The organism is Halomicrobium sp. HM KBTZ05 (genome assembly GCF_041530035.1).
GTDB lineage: Archaea > Halobacteriota > Halobacteria > Halobacteriales > Haloarculaceae > Halomicrobium.
Genome location: NZ_CP168057.1, coordinates 663,783 through 678,926 on the forward strand (window position 1 = coordinate 663,783; position 15,144 = coordinate 678,926).

18 protein-coding genes are annotated in these 15,144 nt (G+C 64.9%); 11 read left to right on the forward strand and 7 right to left on the reverse strand.

Annotated features, from left to right (window positions below):
• Positions 1-21 precede the first annotated feature (21 nt).
• From cheY to flaJ, 9 genes are all read left to right on the forward strand, one after another.
• Positions 22-381 carry a chemotaxis protein CheY gene (gene cheY, locus ACAH01_RS03530; RefSeq protein WP_012807767.1) on the forward strand — a complete coding sequence of 120 codons (360 nt, stop codon included), beginning with the start codon at positions 22-24 and terminating at the stop codon, positions 379-381.
• A gap of 1 nt (position 382) precedes the next feature.
• Positions 383-1,594, forward strand: coding sequence for a chemotaxis protein CheC (locus ACAH01_RS03535; protein WP_208627153.1), 1,212 nt, complete (start codon positions 383-385; stop codon positions 1,592-1,594).
• A 2-nt stretch (positions 1,595-1,596) separates the two neighbouring features.
• Positions 1,597-2,115, forward strand: coding sequence for a chemotaxis protein CheD (locus ACAH01_RS03540; protein ID WP_170092542.1), 519 nt, complete (start codon positions 1,597-1,599; stop codon positions 2,113-2,115).
• 245 nt (positions 2,116-2,360) lie between these two features.
• Positions 2,361-4,016, forward strand: a complete 1,656-nt coding sequence (locus ACAH01_RS03545; protein ID WP_372480248.1) for a FlaD/FlaE family flagellar protein — start codon at positions 2,361-2,363, stop codon at positions 4,014-4,016.
• Positions 4,000-4,443: a flagellin gene (locus ACAH01_RS03550; protein ID WP_170092540.1), complete on the forward strand. Its 444-nt coding sequence runs from the start codon at positions 4,000-4,002 to the stop codon at positions 4,441-4,443. The genes ACAH01_RS03545 and ACAH01_RS03550 overlap by 17 nt, the downstream gene beginning before the upstream one ends.
• A 1-nt stretch (position 4,444) precedes the next feature.
• Entirely contained in the window at positions 4,445-4,897 is a 453-nt protein-coding gene (locus ACAH01_RS03555; RefSeq protein ID WP_153554389.1) for a flagellar protein G, read from the forward strand.
• Positions 4,894-5,655, forward strand: coding sequence for an ATPase domain-containing protein (locus ACAH01_RS03560; protein WP_153554388.1), 762 nt, complete (start codon positions 4,894-4,896; stop codon positions 5,653-5,655). The genes ACAH01_RS03555 and ACAH01_RS03560 overlap by 4 nt, the downstream gene beginning before the upstream one ends.
• Positions 5,655-7,328, forward strand: coding sequence for a type II/IV secretion system ATPase subunit (locus tag ACAH01_RS03565; RefSeq protein ID WP_170092538.1), 1,674 nt, complete (start codon positions 5,655-5,657; stop codon positions 7,326-7,328). Before ACAH01_RS03560 ends, ACAH01_RS03565 begins: the two co-directional genes overlap by 1 nt.
• Positions 7,328-9,076 carry an archaellar assembly protein FlaJ gene (gene flaJ, locus ACAH01_RS03570; RefSeq protein ID WP_372480249.1) on the forward strand — a complete coding sequence of 583 codons (1,749 nt, stop codon included), beginning with the start codon at positions 7,328-7,330 and terminating at the stop codon, positions 9,074-9,076. Before ACAH01_RS03565 ends, flaJ begins: the two co-directional genes overlap by 1 nt.
• A 431-nt stretch (positions 9,077-9,507) precedes the next feature.
• Here flaJ and ACAH01_RS03575 read toward each other — a convergent pair whose 3' ends face one another.
• Positions 9,508-9,684, reverse strand: coding sequence for a hypothetical protein (locus tag ACAH01_RS03575; RefSeq protein ID WP_170092536.1), 177 nt, complete (start codon positions 9,682-9,684; stop codon positions 9,508-9,510).
• Positions 9,685-9,774: 90 nt separating this feature from the next.
• On the opposite strand from ACAH01_RS03575, the gene ACAH01_RS03580 reads away from it, so the two are divergent.
• Complete coding sequence (locus tag ACAH01_RS03580; protein ID WP_372480250.1) at positions 9,775-10,206, forward strand: DUF5807 family protein; 432 nt, start codon at positions 9,775-9,777, stop codon at positions 10,204-10,206.
• 7 nt (positions 10,207-10,213) lie between these two features.
• Here ACAH01_RS03580 and ACAH01_RS03585 read toward each other — a convergent pair whose 3' ends face one another.
• From ACAH01_RS03585 to ACAH01_RS03600, 4 genes are all read right to left on the reverse strand, one after another.
• Positions 10,214-10,669 (reverse strand): hypothetical protein, encoded by a 456-nt coding sequence (locus ACAH01_RS03585; protein ID WP_372480251.1) that lies wholly within the window; start codon positions 10,667-10,669, stop codon positions 10,214-10,216.
• Positions 10,670-10,732: 63 nt separating this feature from the next.
• Positions 10,733-11,815: a DHH family phosphoesterase gene (locus ACAH01_RS03590; protein ID WP_372480252.1), complete on the reverse strand. Its 1,083-nt coding sequence runs from the start codon at positions 11,813-11,815 to the stop codon at positions 10,733-10,735.
• Positions 11,816-11,953: 138 nt separating this feature from the next.
• Entirely contained in the window at positions 11,954-12,985 is a 1,032-nt protein-coding gene (locus ACAH01_RS03595) for a hypothetical protein (RefSeq protein WP_372480253.1), read from the reverse strand.
• Positions 12,986-12,990: 5 nt separating this feature from the next.
• Positions 12,991-13,452 (reverse strand): universal stress protein, encoded by a 462-nt coding sequence (locus ACAH01_RS03600; protein WP_170092532.1) that lies wholly within the window; start codon positions 13,450-13,452, stop codon positions 12,991-12,993.
• Between the two features lie 67 nt (positions 13,453-13,519).
• Between ACAH01_RS03600 and ACAH01_RS03605 the strand changes: the two genes are divergently transcribed.
• Entirely contained in the window at positions 13,520-13,966 is a 447-nt protein-coding gene (locus ACAH01_RS03605) for a universal stress protein (protein ID WP_153554379.1), read from the forward strand.
• Between the two features lie 197 nt (positions 13,967-14,163).
• Here ACAH01_RS03605 and ACAH01_RS03610 read toward each other — a convergent pair whose 3' ends face one another.
• On the reverse strand, positions 14,164-14,688 hold the full coding sequence (locus tag ACAH01_RS03610) for a GNAT family N-acetyltransferase (protein ID WP_170092531.1): 525 nt from the start codon (positions 14,686-14,688) through the stop codon (positions 14,164-14,166).
• On the reverse strand, positions 14,685-15,053 hold the full coding sequence (locus tag ACAH01_RS03615) for a universal stress protein (RefSeq protein ID WP_153554377.1): 369 nt from the start codon (positions 15,051-15,053) through the stop codon (positions 14,685-14,687). The genes ACAH01_RS03610 and ACAH01_RS03615 overlap by 4 nt, the downstream gene beginning before the upstream one ends.
• Between the last annotated feature and the right edge of the window lie 91 nt (positions 15,054-15,144).

Here is a 15,144-nt window from a genome sequence, read left to right on the forward strand (position 1 = left end):
GGTACAGTTGCAGTGATAGGTATGCCAGACGTACTGATTGCCGACGACTCGGAGTTTATGCGCAACCTCCTGCGCGAGATCCTCGAAGAGGATCACAACATCGTGGGGGAGGTCGAAAACGGCGTCGAGGCTGTCGAGGTGTACAAAGAACAGACACCGGATCTGGTGATGATGGACATCGTGATGCCGATCCGGGACGGGATCGAGGCGACCGACGAGATCAAGACGTCCAACCCCGACGCCAACGTCATCATGTGTACGAGCGTCGGCCAGGAAGAGAAGATGAAAGAGGCCGTCAAGGCCGGTGCTGACGGATACATCACCAAGCCGTTCCAGAAACCCAGCGTGATGGAGGCCATCGAGGACGTCGTCCCCTCGTAAGATGAAAGTCGACATTCAGTCGCTCGGTACGTTCAACCAGCTCGCACACGAGGGGGCCGAACAGGCGACCCAGTCGCTGGCCCAGATGACCGGCATCGACGCGGTCGTCGACGTGACGAAGATCACGCTGTTGAACCGGGACGACGTCGGCGAGGAACTCGCCGGTCAGGACTTCGTCGGTGTGCAGTTCGACTTCGAGGGCGCACTCGACGGCGACACCGTGCTGGTCTTCGAGTCGGACTCGGTCGGTCCGATCACGGAAGCGCTGGTGCCCGGCGGTGCGGACGGCGAGATGGCACAGAGCAGCGTCGAGGAGATCGGCAACATCATGATGAGCGGCTTCATCGACGGGTGGGCCGACTACCTCGGGACCACCATCGAGCACAGTCCGCCCGAGTACATCGAGGCGACCGGCGCCGACGTACTCCCGCCAGCGCCGACGGTGGCCGACCAGCCGCAGGTGTTCGTCTTCAAGTCCCAGATCGAGTGGGTCGGCGAGTCGCTCAACTTCTACATCTACATGCTCCCCGAGTACGACACGCTCGCGGAGCTGATGACCGACCACGCAGAGCCGGGCGGCGACGCCATCCCGATCGACAAGCTGAGCGTGTTCAACGAGATGACGACCAGTGGGACCGAACAGGCGGCCGAGAACGTCGAGATGATGACCGGCATCCCGACGGAGGCGGAAGTGACTCAGATCAGCTTCGCACCCATCGAAGACGTGCCCAAACAGGTCGGCGACGACACCTACGTCGGCACGGTCGTGGAGTTCACTGGCGTCCCCAGTGGCTACCTCCTGGTGTTGTTCGACGAGGTCTCGGCCCAGAACGTCGCCGAAGCGCTGATGCCGACCGAACCGGACGGCGAGGGGCTCACCGACCAACACAAGGCCGCGATCGAGGAGCTGGGAAACATCATGACCAGTGGCTTCGTCGACGGCTGGGCGAACGTCCTCCAGACGTCGGTCGATCACACTCCGCCACAGCTCGTCCACGACATCGGGCAGGCGATCGTCGATCCGCTCGCGGCACAGGTCGGCCAGCACCAGGAACACTCGTTCATCATCGAGTCGGAGATGCGGACCGACGAGATCGAGTTCAGCAGCGAGATCCACGCCCTCCCCGACGAGAAAGAGCTCCGTCAGGCCCTCGAGGAACTCGAAGTGGACAGGGCCGACCAGACTGACGCCGACGTAGAACAGATATTCTGACAATGAAAGTGTACGACGGGAGCCAGACGGAACAGGAGTCGGTCGGGCAGCCCGAGCGCAAGAAGGTCGGGATCGCCGAGTACGCGGTGACGACGGACGAGGCGGTGTTGACCACCAGCGGGCTGGGATCCTGTATCGGGGTCGCACTGTACGACCCGGACTCGAACACCGCGGGTCTCGTTCACGTGATGTTGCCACGACACGACGAGGGCGAGGGCGCTCGTGCGAAGTTCGCCGACACCGGCGTCGAGGTGTTACTCGAAGAGATGGAACAGGCCGGCGCGCAGCGTCACTCCATGGAGGCGAAGATCGCGGGCGGGAGCGACATGCTCGACTTCTCGGAGAACGGCTCCAGCATCGGCTCTCGCAACGCCGCCACCGTCCGCGAGACGCTCGCGGCCAACGACATCCCGATCCTCGGCGAGGACGTCGGCGGCGATTACGGCCGCTCGCTTCGTCTCAAAGCTGCGACTGGCGACCTGATCGTCAAGAGTGCGAGTCAGGGCACCGCGACGCTGTAGCCCGCGCGAGGTACCGTCGGCCACTGCGTCTGACGCATGCCAGACACGCGACGGACGGGGGCGCGGTCGATACCGTTCGTCTGACGATCCTTCCCACGATTGCGTGCCGGAAGGATCTGGCTGACGATCTCACCAGCTACTCCACCGTTTATTTCACCTCTCATTCCAGTAACCAACAGATCTGTTATCAGATATGATAGGGTAGACGGAATATTGAAGGGTATGAACATCCAGTTTTAGGTACGATGAGTAGCATTGCGCTCTTCCCGACGCTTCAGGTGGCGATCCCGGAGGGATCGATCTTCGCGCCCGCTCTCGTCGTTCTCCTCACTGGCGGGCTCGTCGGGATGAGCATCAAGAACATGTTCGACTCCATTCTCTCGGACGACGAGGAGTCGGACGACGCGGGTGGTGACGACGGCGACGAACTCGCCGACGGCGGGGGGCTCATGGCCGACGACGGCGGTGACGACGAGTTCGGGGACCTCGGCGGCATGGGTGGCGGCGACGACATGGACGGGTTCGGTGGCGACGAGTTCGGCGACATGGACGATGCGGGCCAGGACACCGACGAACTCGAACACCGGCTCGACGAACTCGAAAACGAGGTCGGGTCGCTGTCGTCGACGGTCAACACGGTCCGGACGGAAAACGAGCAGATCAGCGAGTCCGTCGAGGAAGTCGAAGAGAACGTCCGCAAGCTGCTGGACATCTACGAGATGGTCACCCGTGGCGTCAACCCCTTCGCGGACGACATCGACGCCGGTATGGGCGGTGGTGGCGGCATGGGCGGCGGAGGCGGCGGTTTCGGCCTCTTCGACGACGGCGACGAGGAAGCAGAAGAGGACATCGACGAGGACATCGCCAACGCGGACGCCGAGGGATTCTTCGACGAGGATCTGGTCGAGGACGACGGCGACGACCTCGGCGGCGGCGGTGACAGCGTCGACGACGTGTTTTCAGACGATGGTAGTGACGACGGCGGTTTCGAGGACGACGGCGGCAGTTTCGACGACGACTTCGACGACTTCGACGATGGGGGCGACGACCTCGGCGACTTCGACGAGGAGGACGACGACATGAGCATGGACATGGACGACGGTGGCGACGGGGAGGGCGGCAAATCATTTCAGGAGCTCAAAGACGAGTACGACTCCGGCGACGCCGAGTGGGCAGAAGAGGACAGTCCCGGCGGCGACATGGCTCTCGACGAGGACGGTGACGACGAGATGGCCCTCGAAGACGACGAACTCTCCTCGGGCGTCGAGGAGGAGGACGACGACGATCTCGACGGTCTCGCGGACGACGACCTGTTCGACGACGTCATCGAGGACGACGACGAGGAGCTCGCGGCCGAGGCGGACGCGACCGAACCGGAGTCAGAGACAGAGCCAGAACCCGAACCGGAACCAGAGCCGGCCACGACGGCGGAGCCAGAACCCGAGCCAGAGCCGACGACGACGGCGGAGCCGGAACCCGAACCGGAACCAGAGCCGGCCACGACGGCGGAGCCCGAACCCGAGCCAGAGCCGGAGCAGACGACCAACGCGTCGGCAGCAGACGGCGGCAAGCCGTACCTCTCGGAGCTTCCCGGCGGCTTCGCCAGCGACCTGATCGTCGTCGAGTGGCTCGAATACCTCCTCGAACAGGCGAGCTACCGGGAAGCCGCACGCGCCATCGACTACTACGAGCGGATCGACTGGATCGACGAGGCCGTCGCCGACGACCTCCACGAGGTCCTCCGTGGCTTCGACGAGTCCGGCGGTCAGGGCGGGCTGACGATCGACCACCACACGCGGAGTCTCCACTACATCAGTCAGCTCGACGAGGACAGCGGGGCCGATGCAGTGGCCCTGTCGAAGCTGGTTCGCGGAGGTGGTTCCGATGGGCTTCAGCGTTAGTGGCTCGGCGGCGATCGTCTTCGCCGGGATGTTCATCGCCTTCGGCATGTTCCACACGGCGACGACCAACGGCTTTGAGCGCGTCTCCGAGGCCCAGGAGGACCGGACCGACCGGACCCTGGCCCAGCAGAACACGGCCATCGACGTGACCAGCGCGACCTGGAACACCACCAGTCGGACGCTGACGGTCACGGTCAACAACACCGGCGCGGAGTCGCTGGCGGTCAGCGACGTCGACTTGCTGGCCAACAACAGCTACCAGTCGGGGTACAACACGTCGGTCGACGGCGACCGTGACACCGATCTGTGGCTCTCACAGGAGCAGCTGACGATCACCGTGACGGAGATCAACGACGATCCGGGGCGCGTCAAGGTCGTCTCCGGAACCGGCGTCGCCGACACGGCGACGACGACGGAGGTGGCCTGAGATGGCAGGCGTCTCTGCGTCCCACCTGATCATCTTCATCGCGAGCATGATGGTCGCCGCCAGCGTCGTCGGGGTGTTCACCGACAGCGTCGGCCAGCTCAGCGACGCTATCAGCGAACAAGGCGTCGACGTGAGCTCCGACGTTCGCAGCGACATCGAGATCATCTCCGACAGCGGTAGCGACGCGATCTACAACGCCGACGGCAACGAGAACATCACGCTCCACGTCAAGAACACCGGCACGTTACAGTTGCCGGCTAGAGCCGACCGGCTCGACATCTTCGTCGACGGTGCCTACCAGACGGACGCGGAGGTGACACTGGTGGGCGGAGCCGAGGTCTGGGGCGCTGGTGACGTGGTCCGCGTGGACATCTCGGAACCGCTCGATCCCGGCGACCACCGGGTGAAGATCGTCGTCAACGGCGACGAGGAGGTGTTCGAATTCCGAACATGAGTATCGCACGTAACGATCTGTACTCGCTGGGACTGGACGATCACGATCGACTGAACAAGGAGCTGGGCGGGGGAATCCCCCCGGGCAGTATCATCCTCGTCGAGGGCGACTACGGGGCGGGGAAGTCGGCCATGAGCCAGCGGTTCAGCTACGGCCTCTGTGAGGAGGACAACGACGTGACGATGCTGTCGACGGAGCTGACAGTCGGGAGCTTCCTCGACCAGATGCACTCGCTGTCGTACGACGTGGTCGATCACATCCTCGACGAGAACCTGCTGTTCTTGCACGCGGACATCGGCGACGGGAACACCTTCTCGGGCAACGAGGAGGAGCAAGACCGCAAGGAACTGCTCCGTCGGCTGATGGAAGCCGAGGTGATGTGGGAGTCGGACGTAATCATCATCGACACGTTCGACGCCATCCTGCGTAACGACCCGAAGTTCGAGGCACTGGTCCGCCAGAACGAGGAGCGACAGGCCGCCCTGGAGATCATCTCCTTCTTCCGGGACGTGATCTCTCGGGGCAAGTGCATCATGCTGACCGTCGACCCCTCGACGCTGGCCGAAGAAGCGATCGGTCCCTTCCGCGCGATCGCCGACGTGTTCATCGAACTGGAGATGGTCGAGGTCGGCAACGACGTGCGCCGGCAGGTCAGCGTCAAACGCTTCGCCGGGATGGGCGAACAGGTCGGTGACACTATCGGGTTCTCGGTGCGGTCGGGGACCGGCATCGTCATCGAATCCAGGAGTGTTGCCTAATGACAGACCACGGACGACCCAAACCATCCGACGAACTTCGACAAGTAGCGGCACGACGACCACACCTGCGGGACCACTTGAAGAAGTTCAAGCAGATCACTGGCGAGTTCCCCGAGTTCATCGAGGAGGCCGACGACGACTACGAGTCGAACCGGCCAAACGTCCTCTACCCCGTCGGTGGCCCGATCTTCTGTCACGTCTACGGCGACATCGGACAGGACATGAAGTACTACGCCATCGAGCCAGAACTCGACGAAGACGAGTCGGTCGTCTTCAGCAAAGTTCGGAACAAGCTCCTCCAGAAGTCCGTCAACAAGCCTGCGCCACAGAACGAAAACGAGTACGACGACCGGATCGAGGAACTGCTCCAGGAGTCGACCAAGATCCGCGACGAGGACGGCAACGACGGTGTCCTGACTCGCATCGCCAACCTCGGCAGCGTCGGACAGGTCGAGGTGACCGAGAGCACGTACGAGAACATCCTCTACCGGCTCAACCGCGACATCGTCGGCCTCGGACCGCTCGAACCGGTGATGCGTGACCCGGCAAACGAGGACATCCACGTCATCGGCCGCCAGGAGTGTCACGTCGACCACGAGGTCTACGGCATGCTCGAAACCACCGTCGAGTGGGAGTCCGAGGCGGCCTTCGACCAGTGGCTGCGAAACATGGGCGAGCGGATGGGCGATCCGGTCTCTGACTCCGACCCGATCGTCGACTCGACGCTGCCGGACGGGTCGCGTCTGAACCTGATCTACTCCGACGACGTGAGCGCGAAGGGGCCCTCGCTCACGATCCGCCAGGGGACCGAGACGCCGCTGTCGATCTTCCAGATTACCAAGTGGAACACGCTCAGCCCGGAGCTGTCGGCGTACCTCTGGCTCGCGCTGGAAAACGAGCAGACGGTCTTCGTCGTCGGGGAGACGGCGTCGGGGAAGACGACGACGCTGAACTCCATCATGTCGTTCATTCCCCGCGACTCGAAGATCTACACCGCGGAGGACACCGCCGAGGTGCTGCCGCCCCACGACACCTGGCAGAAACTGCTCACGCGTGAGGGCGAAGACGAGGGTACCAGCGTCGACATGTTCGACCTCGTGGCGGCCGCGCTGCGTTCTCGCCCCGACTACATCATCGTGGGCGAGGTCCGTGGCGAGGAGGGTCGGATGGCGTTCCAGGCCGCACAGACCGGCCACCCCGTCATGCTGACGTTCCACGCCAGCGACATCGTCTCGATGATCCAGCGCTTTACCGGCGAACCCATCAACGTCCCGGAGACGTTCATGGACGTGGCAGACATCGCACTGTTCCAGAACCGCGTCAAGCAGGGCGACCAGGTGCTTCGCCGCGTCACCTCGGTCCAGGAGATCGAAGGCTACTCGAAGGAGATGGACGGCGTCGTCACCCGACAGGCGTTCAACTGGGACCCCGTCGAAGACGAGATCACCTTCCAGGCGATGAACAACTCCTACGTCCTCGAAGAGCAGATCGCGACGCTGCTTGGCTACGAGGACACCCGCGAGATCTACGACGAACTGGAGTTCCGGGCCAACATCATCCGCCGGGCGATCCAAGAGAACATCGTCGGCTACCACGAAGTGAACCAACTGATCGAGGACTTCCAGCGTGACGGCGTGGAAGGACTTCCCTTCACGATCGCACGCCCCGACTGATGGCATCCAACGAAGCGGAGAACTCCCTGAACCTGACGCTGTCCGAGATCTTCGACGACCTGCTGGACGCGTACCGGCAGATGCACATCCCGCTGCAGCGGTACCTCCTTTTGATCTTGCTGCCGGCGATCGCCTTCTTCCTGCTGAGCGCCGTCGCCGCGCTGTTGCTCGATCTGCCGATGATGATTCGGGCCCCGATCCCGATGCTGGGGTTCCTGGCGATGACCGCGGCGATCTTCTACCCCAAGATCCTGATCTCACAGCGTCGCAGCCAGCTCAACAACCGTTTTCACCTGCTGGTCACGCACATGACGGTGCTGGCGACGACGAAGATCGACCGCATGGAGGTGTTTCGGACGCTGGCTCAGGAAGAGGAGTACGGCGAACTCGCAAACGAGATGCACCGGATCGTCGAACTGGTCGACACCTGGAACCAGAGCCTCGACGACGCCTGCCGACGACGTGCCAAGGAAGTCCCCTCGGCGGCGGTCTCTGACTTCCTCGACCGACTCGCGTACACGCTCGGTGCCGGCCAGTCGCTGGAGGACTACCTCCTCAGCGAACAGGAGCAGATCATCCAGAACTACACGACGGTGTACGAGGGAACGCTGGACAACCTCGAAGTCATGAAGGACCTCTACCTATCGATGGTCCTCTCGATGACGTTCGCGCTCGTGTTCGCCGTCGTCCTGCCGGTGTTGACCGGGACCGACCCGACCATGACCGTCAGCGCCGTCATCGTCATGTACATCTTCGTCCAGTCGGGGTTCTACCTCGCGATCCGCTCGATGGCACCGTACGATCCGGTGTGGTTCCACCCCGAGGAGTACCCCTCCGAGGTCGAGAACCGCATCGAGAAGTCGACCTACGTCGGGGTCGCTCTCACCGCCGTCCTCGTCTTCATCTCGCTGGGCGGGATGTTCGGCGTCTCGCCGATCACGATGGATGACCTTCTCTTTTTCCTGGACAGCGTTCCCCTCTCGATGTACGCCGTCGTCCCGATCACGCCGCTCCTGATCCCCGGCATCGTCATCCGACAGGAAGAACAGCAGGTCAAGGGCCGCGACGATCAGTTCCCGAGTTTCATCCGCGCGCTCGGCGCGACCGAAGGCGCGAAGCAGTCGACCACGTCGATGGTCCTGCGGACGCTCCGCAAGAAGGACTTCGGCGCGCTGTCGCCCAACGTCGACGACCTCTACAAGCGGCTCAACATGCGCATCGAGCCCGCCGAGGCCTGGCGCTACTTCACCGCCGACTGTCGGTCCTACCTGATTCAGACGTTCTCGGAGATGTATCTCATCGGCCGCGAGATGGGTGGCTCGCCAAAACTGCTGGGCGAACTCATCGCGGCCAACATGAACGAGATCCAGGCGCTGCGCACCCAGCGCAACCAGGCCGCCACGACGCTGATCGGCCTGCTGTACGGTATCACCGCGGCCTCGACGTTCGCCTTCTTCATCGGCCTGCAGGTCGTCAACATCCTCTCGTCGATGTCGCTGAACCTCTCCTCGAACGCCGGGTTCGACGCCAGCACGCTCATCAACACCGGCGTCTACAACATCCCGCTGATCGAGTTCCTGCTGATCATCATCATCATGTTCGGCGCGATGCTGTCGGCGCTGATGGTCCGGACGGTCGACGGCGGCCACAAGGGCAACACCTACATGCACTTCGTCCTGCTCGCCTGGATCGGCAGCGTCACCTCGATCGCCACCAAGTGGCTGGTGACGCAGTTTATCGGGATCTAACCACCTTTTTCCGCTTCGGGTGCGCTTCGCGCACCGCTCGCGCAAAAACGTGGGCGAAAAAACCGCAAGTCGCGGCCTTCGGCCGCGCTTGCGGCGTTGTGCGTGAGCACCGCGAACGCACTGCTCGTCAGAGCTTGCTCTGACGGCGAACCGGGCGTTCTGCACGAGCGGGGCGTGGTTCGGAACGAAGTGAGAACCACGATGCGAGCGGGAGCGAAGCGACACGCGAGCAAAGCGAGTGCAGAGCTCGGGAGTCGAGCGAAGCGAGTCTGCCGGCGACCTGCCGGGTCCTTCGGACCGCTCGGTCGCCCGGATGCTCATACTGCCGGCTGTAACTTCGTGAAGAGCTTCGCCACCCCGGGGTGGCGAAATCGGTCACAGATGTACAGCCGGTAGTATCACTTCAGCTCCTACTGTGGCTGCCCTCCGAATCAGTCTTCGGCCGACGAGCCGTCCGTTCCCGACTCGCTCTCGCGACGCTCCCGCGCCTCTCGCCGCTGGACCGCTTCGAACGACACCGCGTCGAAGTATCCCCGTAGCGCCAGCGTCGTTCCGATGTACGACGCGACGACGAGGCCGAGGAAGCCAAAGACGAGTCCGAGTTCCATACACAGTGGTGCCAGCGGTGACACAATAGGTGCTGTCGTTTCCGGACGCGAGCCGCGAGGCTTTTCCCCGCAAGCGGTCACACACCGTGTATGAGCAAGCGAACCGAGTTTCTGGCGGGCGAGCGCGTCGAGGACGTGGCCTTCTTCCTCCACGAGGACGCGGTCGGCAACGCCGACGCCCTCACGGAGTACGCCGAACAGGTCGAAGACGGGATGGTGCTGGTCATCGACGGCGATCAGGGTCGGAGTGCCTTCCAGTCGGCGACGGGGATCGACCCGATGGGGCTGGCCCGCGAGGCGATGGCCACCGACGGCGAGATCGCCGACGACCTGACCGGCGGCGTCTGCCCGAACGAGGACGAAGAGCCCGACCAGAACCACACCGCCAAGTTCGTCTTCGCCTTCGCCGAAGAGCAGAACGAGGAGGTCGGCGGCATCTACGAGGAGGGGGACGTGATTCACGCCTACGCGGTCTGTCCCTGCGGCGAGAAGTACTCCGAGAAGTGGGTCGTCGACGAGTAGCGCCGCCCTACTGCTGGTCGCGCGTTTCGAGCAATATCGGCTCCGCGAGCCGCGCCGCGAGCGCCTTCGGGAGTCCGGTGAGGGCACTGCCCTCGTGTGTGTACGGCGTTCCGACCGCCGCTCGCGTGACACCGTGCCGGAGGTGCTGGACGCCGTCTGCGAGGAACCACCCGCCAGCGACGACGCCGCCGACGAGAATGCCCCACGGTGAGCCCAGCACGGCCACGTAGCCAGTCGCTGCCAGAATAAGCGTCCCGAGGACTACGTTGTCGGCGTAGTCGCCGACGACGTTCTCGGCGGCGTCGGCCAGCAACTGCAAAGCGAAAAAGGCGAGCCCGGCGGTGGCGGCGTACGACGGCGACCCCTCGACGACGTACAGCGTTCCACCGACGAAAATCGCTCTCGTGAGCGAATCGGTGACAGCCTGACGGTCTGGAAGCCACGCGAGGAGGGCAGGTGACATGCTATCGTCGGTCCGTTCGCCGGTCGCTTCAAACTAACCGTTGTCGGCGTCGCTCGCGGTATGCTACTCCTCAGCCGCTTCAGGCTCTTCGGGCAGCCGCTTGAACGCGTCGACGATGGCCTGCTTCGCCACCGCGCCCCGCGTACTCCAGTGGTGGGCGTAGTCGAGCATGTCCTCGTACACGTCGGGCTTGCACCCCGCGGCACGGGGGTGGCCGCCGCCGTTGACCTGGGCGGCGACCTCGTGGCAGCGTTCGAAGGTCTCGGTGCCGCGGATCGAGGCGGAGCCGGCGGGCTTGACGATGACGGCGGCGTCGGCTCCCTGTTCTCGCAGTTCCTCGGCGACCTCGTTCTGAGAGCAGCGGCCGTAGGTGACGCCGACTGTCCACTCGCCCACGTCGCGCAGTTGGGCGCGCTCGACGGCCTTCTCGATGAGGGCCTCCTTCTCGACGCGTTTCTCGGCGAGGTACTCGTGCCACTCCGGCGAGAGGTCCGGGCCGTGTTCGAGGACGACCTCGATGTACTCCTCGGGTTCGAGCCAGTAAGAGAGGTCCGCGAGGTCGTCGCTGCGCTCGTCGTCGCGGATCCAGAGGTCGTGGTCTCGCGTGACGGCGGCCAGTTCGGCGAAGCGGTCGTCGAAGTCGTACTCTAACTGTGCGAGGGCCACGTCGGCGGTACAGACCTCGTCGGAGTCGCCGACGGTGCGTTCGACGCCGCTGTCGTCGACCGCCGCGCCGAGGTCGTCGTCCCACTGGTGGTGGTCGTACCAGCGAACGTCGTCGACGCGAGCGGTCAGGTCGCCGAGGGCGGCGATATCGCTCTCGCTGTCGGGACAGAGATCACAGATCACCAGCGTGGCGTCGGCCTCGACGTACTCGGCGGCCCAGGACAGCGCTTCGTCGAGTTCGTGGGGCCCGGCCGGGACCAGCGATCCCTCGCCCAGCGCCTCGCGAACGAGCGCGACGCAGGCCAGCCCGTCGGCGTCCGGGTCGGCGATGACGACGACCTCCGAGGACGCCATCCGCTCGGCGGCCTCGCGTTCCTGCTCTTCCTCTTCGATCGAGTCCGGGAGGAAGAACCCCTCCCCCGGGAGGATCGATTTCCGTTCCAGCGAGAGCCGCTCGTCGTCGATGAGCCAGTCGTCCATACCGCGTTCAGCAACTGCTGGCCAATGAAGGGTCCGGTTCGTGAAACGTCGCGGTCTCCGGCACACGGAACGTCGTAGACTCCGGATCGACCCCACACTGCCGTGCGGTCGAACGAGCACACGGCGCAGCGTCCGGTTTCAACGAGGGTACCACACCGCCGATCCGGGCGTGTGATGGACGAACGCGTCGTCTTCCAGCAGTTGGGGATCGGTCCAGCGAAAGCGGACGTTACCCGTGTAGCGGAACGGTTCCGAGAGATCGTCGAGGACCACTCGAGCGCGCTGGCAGGCGGTAAACGACGATCTTGTCTCGCTGTTCCGGGGAGTGAACACGGTGTTGGCGGCGTTCTCCGTGGCGTCGCTCACGTTCTGAACGCGCAGCGCGTCGGTCGTCTGGCCGCTGGGACCCACGTCAGTGAACTGCTGATCGAAGTGAGCGACCGTCTCGACGCGATCGGTGCGGTACGGGCCGGTCGGGCCGTCACGACGGCCGGCGACGATGGTCGCCTCGATGTCGACGAACACTGGCGTCGGATCGCTACCCGGGCGAACGAGAACCCGGTCGCGGCGGTCGAACTCGCCACCGGCGTTGTACCCCCGGACGCGTGCGGTTCCCAGTTCTCGGACGTTCTCCGGGAGCGGGACGTGTTCGATCGGCACGGCACTCTCGTAGCTCGGCGGCTGGCGGAGTTCGCCGAGCGCCCACGGGAGGTCGTCGGGATAGTCGGCCGTGACGAAGACGTGTGTATCGAGCGCGCCAGACGACGGCACCACGCCGGCAACGTCGGTCCGGGAGTTCCACCCGTTGCTGGCGAACCCGTAAGGGCGGTCGGCACCGTCACAGATCGCCAGCAGTGTTCCCAGTGCGTCGTCGCCGGCGACGGCGACCGGCACGTCGGCGGCGAGGGTCTCGATCGCGGCGTCGACACTCCCGTCGACGGCGGGGTACACGGCGAGGTCGGCGTCGGTCGGATCGGAAACCGTCTCGACGGTCGTCGACGGCGGGAGCGACACGTCGTCGCCGACCCACAGCGTCGCCGTCGAGAGGCCGGTGACGCTGGGCCGTCCGAGCGACGCCCGGTCGTCGGTGAGTGACTGACAGCCGGCGACGGCACCGACCGTGCCGGTCGCGACTGTCGCGAGGAGTGCTCTGCGAGTTGTGGAAGGCATCAGGTCTACAGTCCCGTCGCCGCTTCTTCGAGTTGTCTGACGGTCAGCACGGGCATTTCGGCGTGGCGGACGACCCCCTCGGCGACGCTGCCCAGCAGGTAGCCGTGTTCGCCGTGGCGGCCCCGGGTCCCGGTCGCGATCACGTCGGCGTCGATCTCTTCGGCGTAGTGGCAGATCTCCTTGGCCGGATCGCCCTCTCGAACGGCCGTGACGACGGTGTCCTCTTCGTCGGGATCGACCGTCTCGGCGGTTTCACGGACGAACGTCAGCGCCTTGCCGCCAGTGGTCGCGAGCGCCTGCTCGAAGTCCTGTCGGACGGCCTCCGGAGAGCCGGCGACCTCTCCCGAGTCGACGACGTACAGCGCGTGGACGATCGCGTCGAACTGGCCGGCGAGGTCGAGCGCGGCGGTGACGGCCCGCTCGGCCGTTGCGGAGCCGTCCGTCGCGATGACGACGGTGTCGAACATACCTCTACTACCGCGGGGGGCGTCAAAAAGCCGCGGGCTTTTTGCTGGTCCGGTGGCACCTGTCGATATGGACATCGACCTCGTGCTCGCGCCGGTGGACGGCTCCAACCAGTCCGAGGCGGCCGTCGAGTACGCGCTGGCGATCGCCGACGCCTACGACGCCGAGATCCACCTGCTGTTCGTCCTCGACGAGACGCTGATCCGGGCGATCGAGGCCGACGAGGTCGACGCCGACGCGATCGCCGACCAGCATCAGGCCTTCGCCGCGGAGATGCAGTCACGGCTCGAGGAACGCGGCCACGACGCCGGGCTGAACCACTCGACTGCCGCCGGCTTCTCGCCGACGCGGCTCCGACAGTCGCCCGGGAGCGTGATCCTCGACGTGGCAGAAGACCTCGACGCCGACTTCATCGTCGTCCCCCGCGAGCCGGGCAGTGAGGATTCCGTCGACGCGATCGGCCGCGCCGCGCTGTACGTCATCGAGTACGCCAGCCAACCCGTGCTCTCGGTCTGATTCTGCGGCTGTCGCTGCTCTGGGCGACGTGAGTCAAGCGAGCCGGATCGCCATCTCTCCCGATCCGGCGTGGGTCAAGCGAGCCGGATCGACATCTCTCCCGATCCGGCGTGGGTCAAGCGAGCCGGATCGACATCTCTCCCGATCCGGCGTGGGTCAAGCGAGCCGGATCGACATCTCTCCCGATCCGGCGTGGGTCAAGCGAGCCGGATCGACATCTCTTGCTCGAAACGCTCGCTGTTCGACGTCTCGAAGCCGACTTTCCGGTAGAGCGCGATCGCGGGGTCGTTCCACCGTTCGACGGTGAGCCAGACCTGCTCGATCCCCTCGGACTGGCCGTGGCCCAGCAGCGTCTCGACGAGTTCGGTCCCGATTCCCGCATTCTGGTACGCCGAGAGGACGAAAATCGCCAGCTCGTACCCGTCGTCCTCGTCGGGGACCAGCGTCGCGTGGCCGATCAGATCGCCCTCGTGGCTCGCGACGACGTTGTACCGGTCCGTATCGAGGATGTTCTCCAGCCACCGCTCGATGGCCGTCTCGCGGGCCGGCGGGATGCCCTGGGCGCGGTCGGCGGGATCGAACTGCTTGTACATCTCGATCAGCGCCGTCCGGTCGGTCCCGTCTGCACACCGCAACTGGATCGATCGGTCCTCGCGGTCGGTCACCTGACGCGGCGGTGCCGGGAACGTGCCAGCCGGCTCCTCTGGATAGCGCCGCGTCATCGGATCAGCGTCACCGGGGTCTGTGCGTTCAACAGGACGAACTCGGCGATCGAACCGAGCTGGATCTTGCCAAGCGTCGACCGCTCGCCACTGCCGAGGACGATCCGGTCGAAGCCCTCGCTCTCGGCGACGTCGACGAGTCGACTCCCCGGATCGCCGCTGAGCCGTCGGATCTCGGCCTCGAAGCCGGTCTCGTCGAGCCGTTCGCGGACCCGCTCCTGGACTTCGTCTTCGCCCGCGTCTGTCTCGTGGCCGTCGAAGACGGCGACGGTCACCTCGTCGCCGGCCTCGCGTGCGCGCTCGATCGTCTCGTCGAGGGCCTGATAGGAGAGATCGCTGCCCCCGACACCGAGTAGGACGTGCATAGACGGGCCAATGCGGGCACTCGTGAAAAAGCCACCTCCCCGCGGTGGCGATGCCTGGCTCGGCGTCGGCTCCACGCGGCCCGGACGGACG

Excerpts from the sequence above, each read along its gene's own strand:
- ACAH01_RS03595 (WP_372480253.1), bottom strand. The coding sequence starts at position 12,985 with ATGCCTTCCACAACTCGCAGAGCACTCCTCGCGACAGTCGCGACCGGC.
- ACAH01_RS03535 (WP_208627153.1), top strand. The coding sequence starts at position 383 with ATGAAAGTCGACATTCAGTCGCTCGGTACGTTCAACCAGCTCGCACAC.
- ACAH01_RS03560 (WP_153554388.1), top strand. The coding sequence starts at position 4,894 with ATGAGTATCGCACGTAACGATCTGTACTCGCTGGGACTGGACGATCAC.
- ACAH01_RS03550 (WP_170092540.1), top strand. The coding sequence starts at position 4,000 with ATGGGCTTCAGCGTTAGTGGCTCGGCGGCGATCGTCTTCGCCGGGATG.
- ACAH01_RS03600 (WP_170092532.1), bottom strand. The coding sequence starts at position 13,452 with ATGTTCGACACCGTCGTCATCGCGACGGACGGCTCCGCAACGGCCGAG.
- ACAH01_RS03580 (WP_372480250.1), top strand. The coding sequence starts at position 9,775 with ATGAGCAAGCGAACCGAGTTTCTGGCGGGCGAGCGCGTCGAGGACGTG.
- ACAH01_RS03545 (WP_372480248.1), top strand. The coding sequence starts at position 2,361 with ATGAGTAGCATTGCGCTCTTCCCGACGCTTCAGGTGGCGATCCCGGAG.
- ACAH01_RS03590 (WP_372480252.1), bottom strand. The coding sequence starts at position 11,815 with ATGGACGACTGGCTCATCGACGACGAGCGGCTCTCGCTGGAACGGAAA.
- ACAH01_RS03610 (WP_170092531.1), bottom strand. The coding sequence starts at position 14,688 with ATGACGCGGCGCTATCCAGAGGAGCCGGCTGGCACGTTCCCGGCACCG.
- cheY (WP_012807767.1), top strand. The coding sequence starts at position 22 with ATGCCAGACGTACTGATTGCCGACGACTCGGAGTTTATGCGCAACCTC.
- ACAH01_RS03575 (WP_170092536.1), bottom strand. The coding sequence starts at position 9,684 with ATGGAACTCGGACTCGTCTTTGGCTTCCTCGGCCTCGTCGTCGCGTCG.
- ACAH01_RS03540 (WP_170092542.1), top strand. The coding sequence starts at position 1,597 with ATGAAAGTGTACGACGGGAGCCAGACGGAACAGGAGTCGGTCGGGCAG.
- ACAH01_RS03585 (WP_372480251.1), bottom strand. The coding sequence starts at position 10,669 with ATGTCACCTGCCCTCCTCGCGTGGCTTCCAGACCGTCAGGCTGTCACC.
- flaJ (WP_372480249.1), top strand. The coding sequence starts at position 7,328 with ATGGCATCCAACGAAGCGGAGAACTCCCTGAACCTGACGCTGTCCGAG.
- ACAH01_RS03615 (WP_153554377.1), bottom strand. The coding sequence starts at position 15,053 with ATGCACGTCCTACTCGGTGTCGGGGGCAGCGATCTCTCCTATCAGGCC.
- ACAH01_RS03605 (WP_153554379.1), top strand. The coding sequence starts at position 13,520 with ATGGACATCGACCTCGTGCTCGCGCCGGTGGACGGCTCCAACCAGTCC.
- ACAH01_RS03555 (WP_153554389.1), top strand. The coding sequence starts at position 4,445 with ATGGCAGGCGTCTCTGCGTCCCACCTGATCATCTTCATCGCGAGCATG.
- ACAH01_RS03565 (WP_170092538.1), top strand. The coding sequence starts at position 5,655 with ATGACAGACCACGGACGACCCAAACCATCCGACGAACTTCGACAAGTA.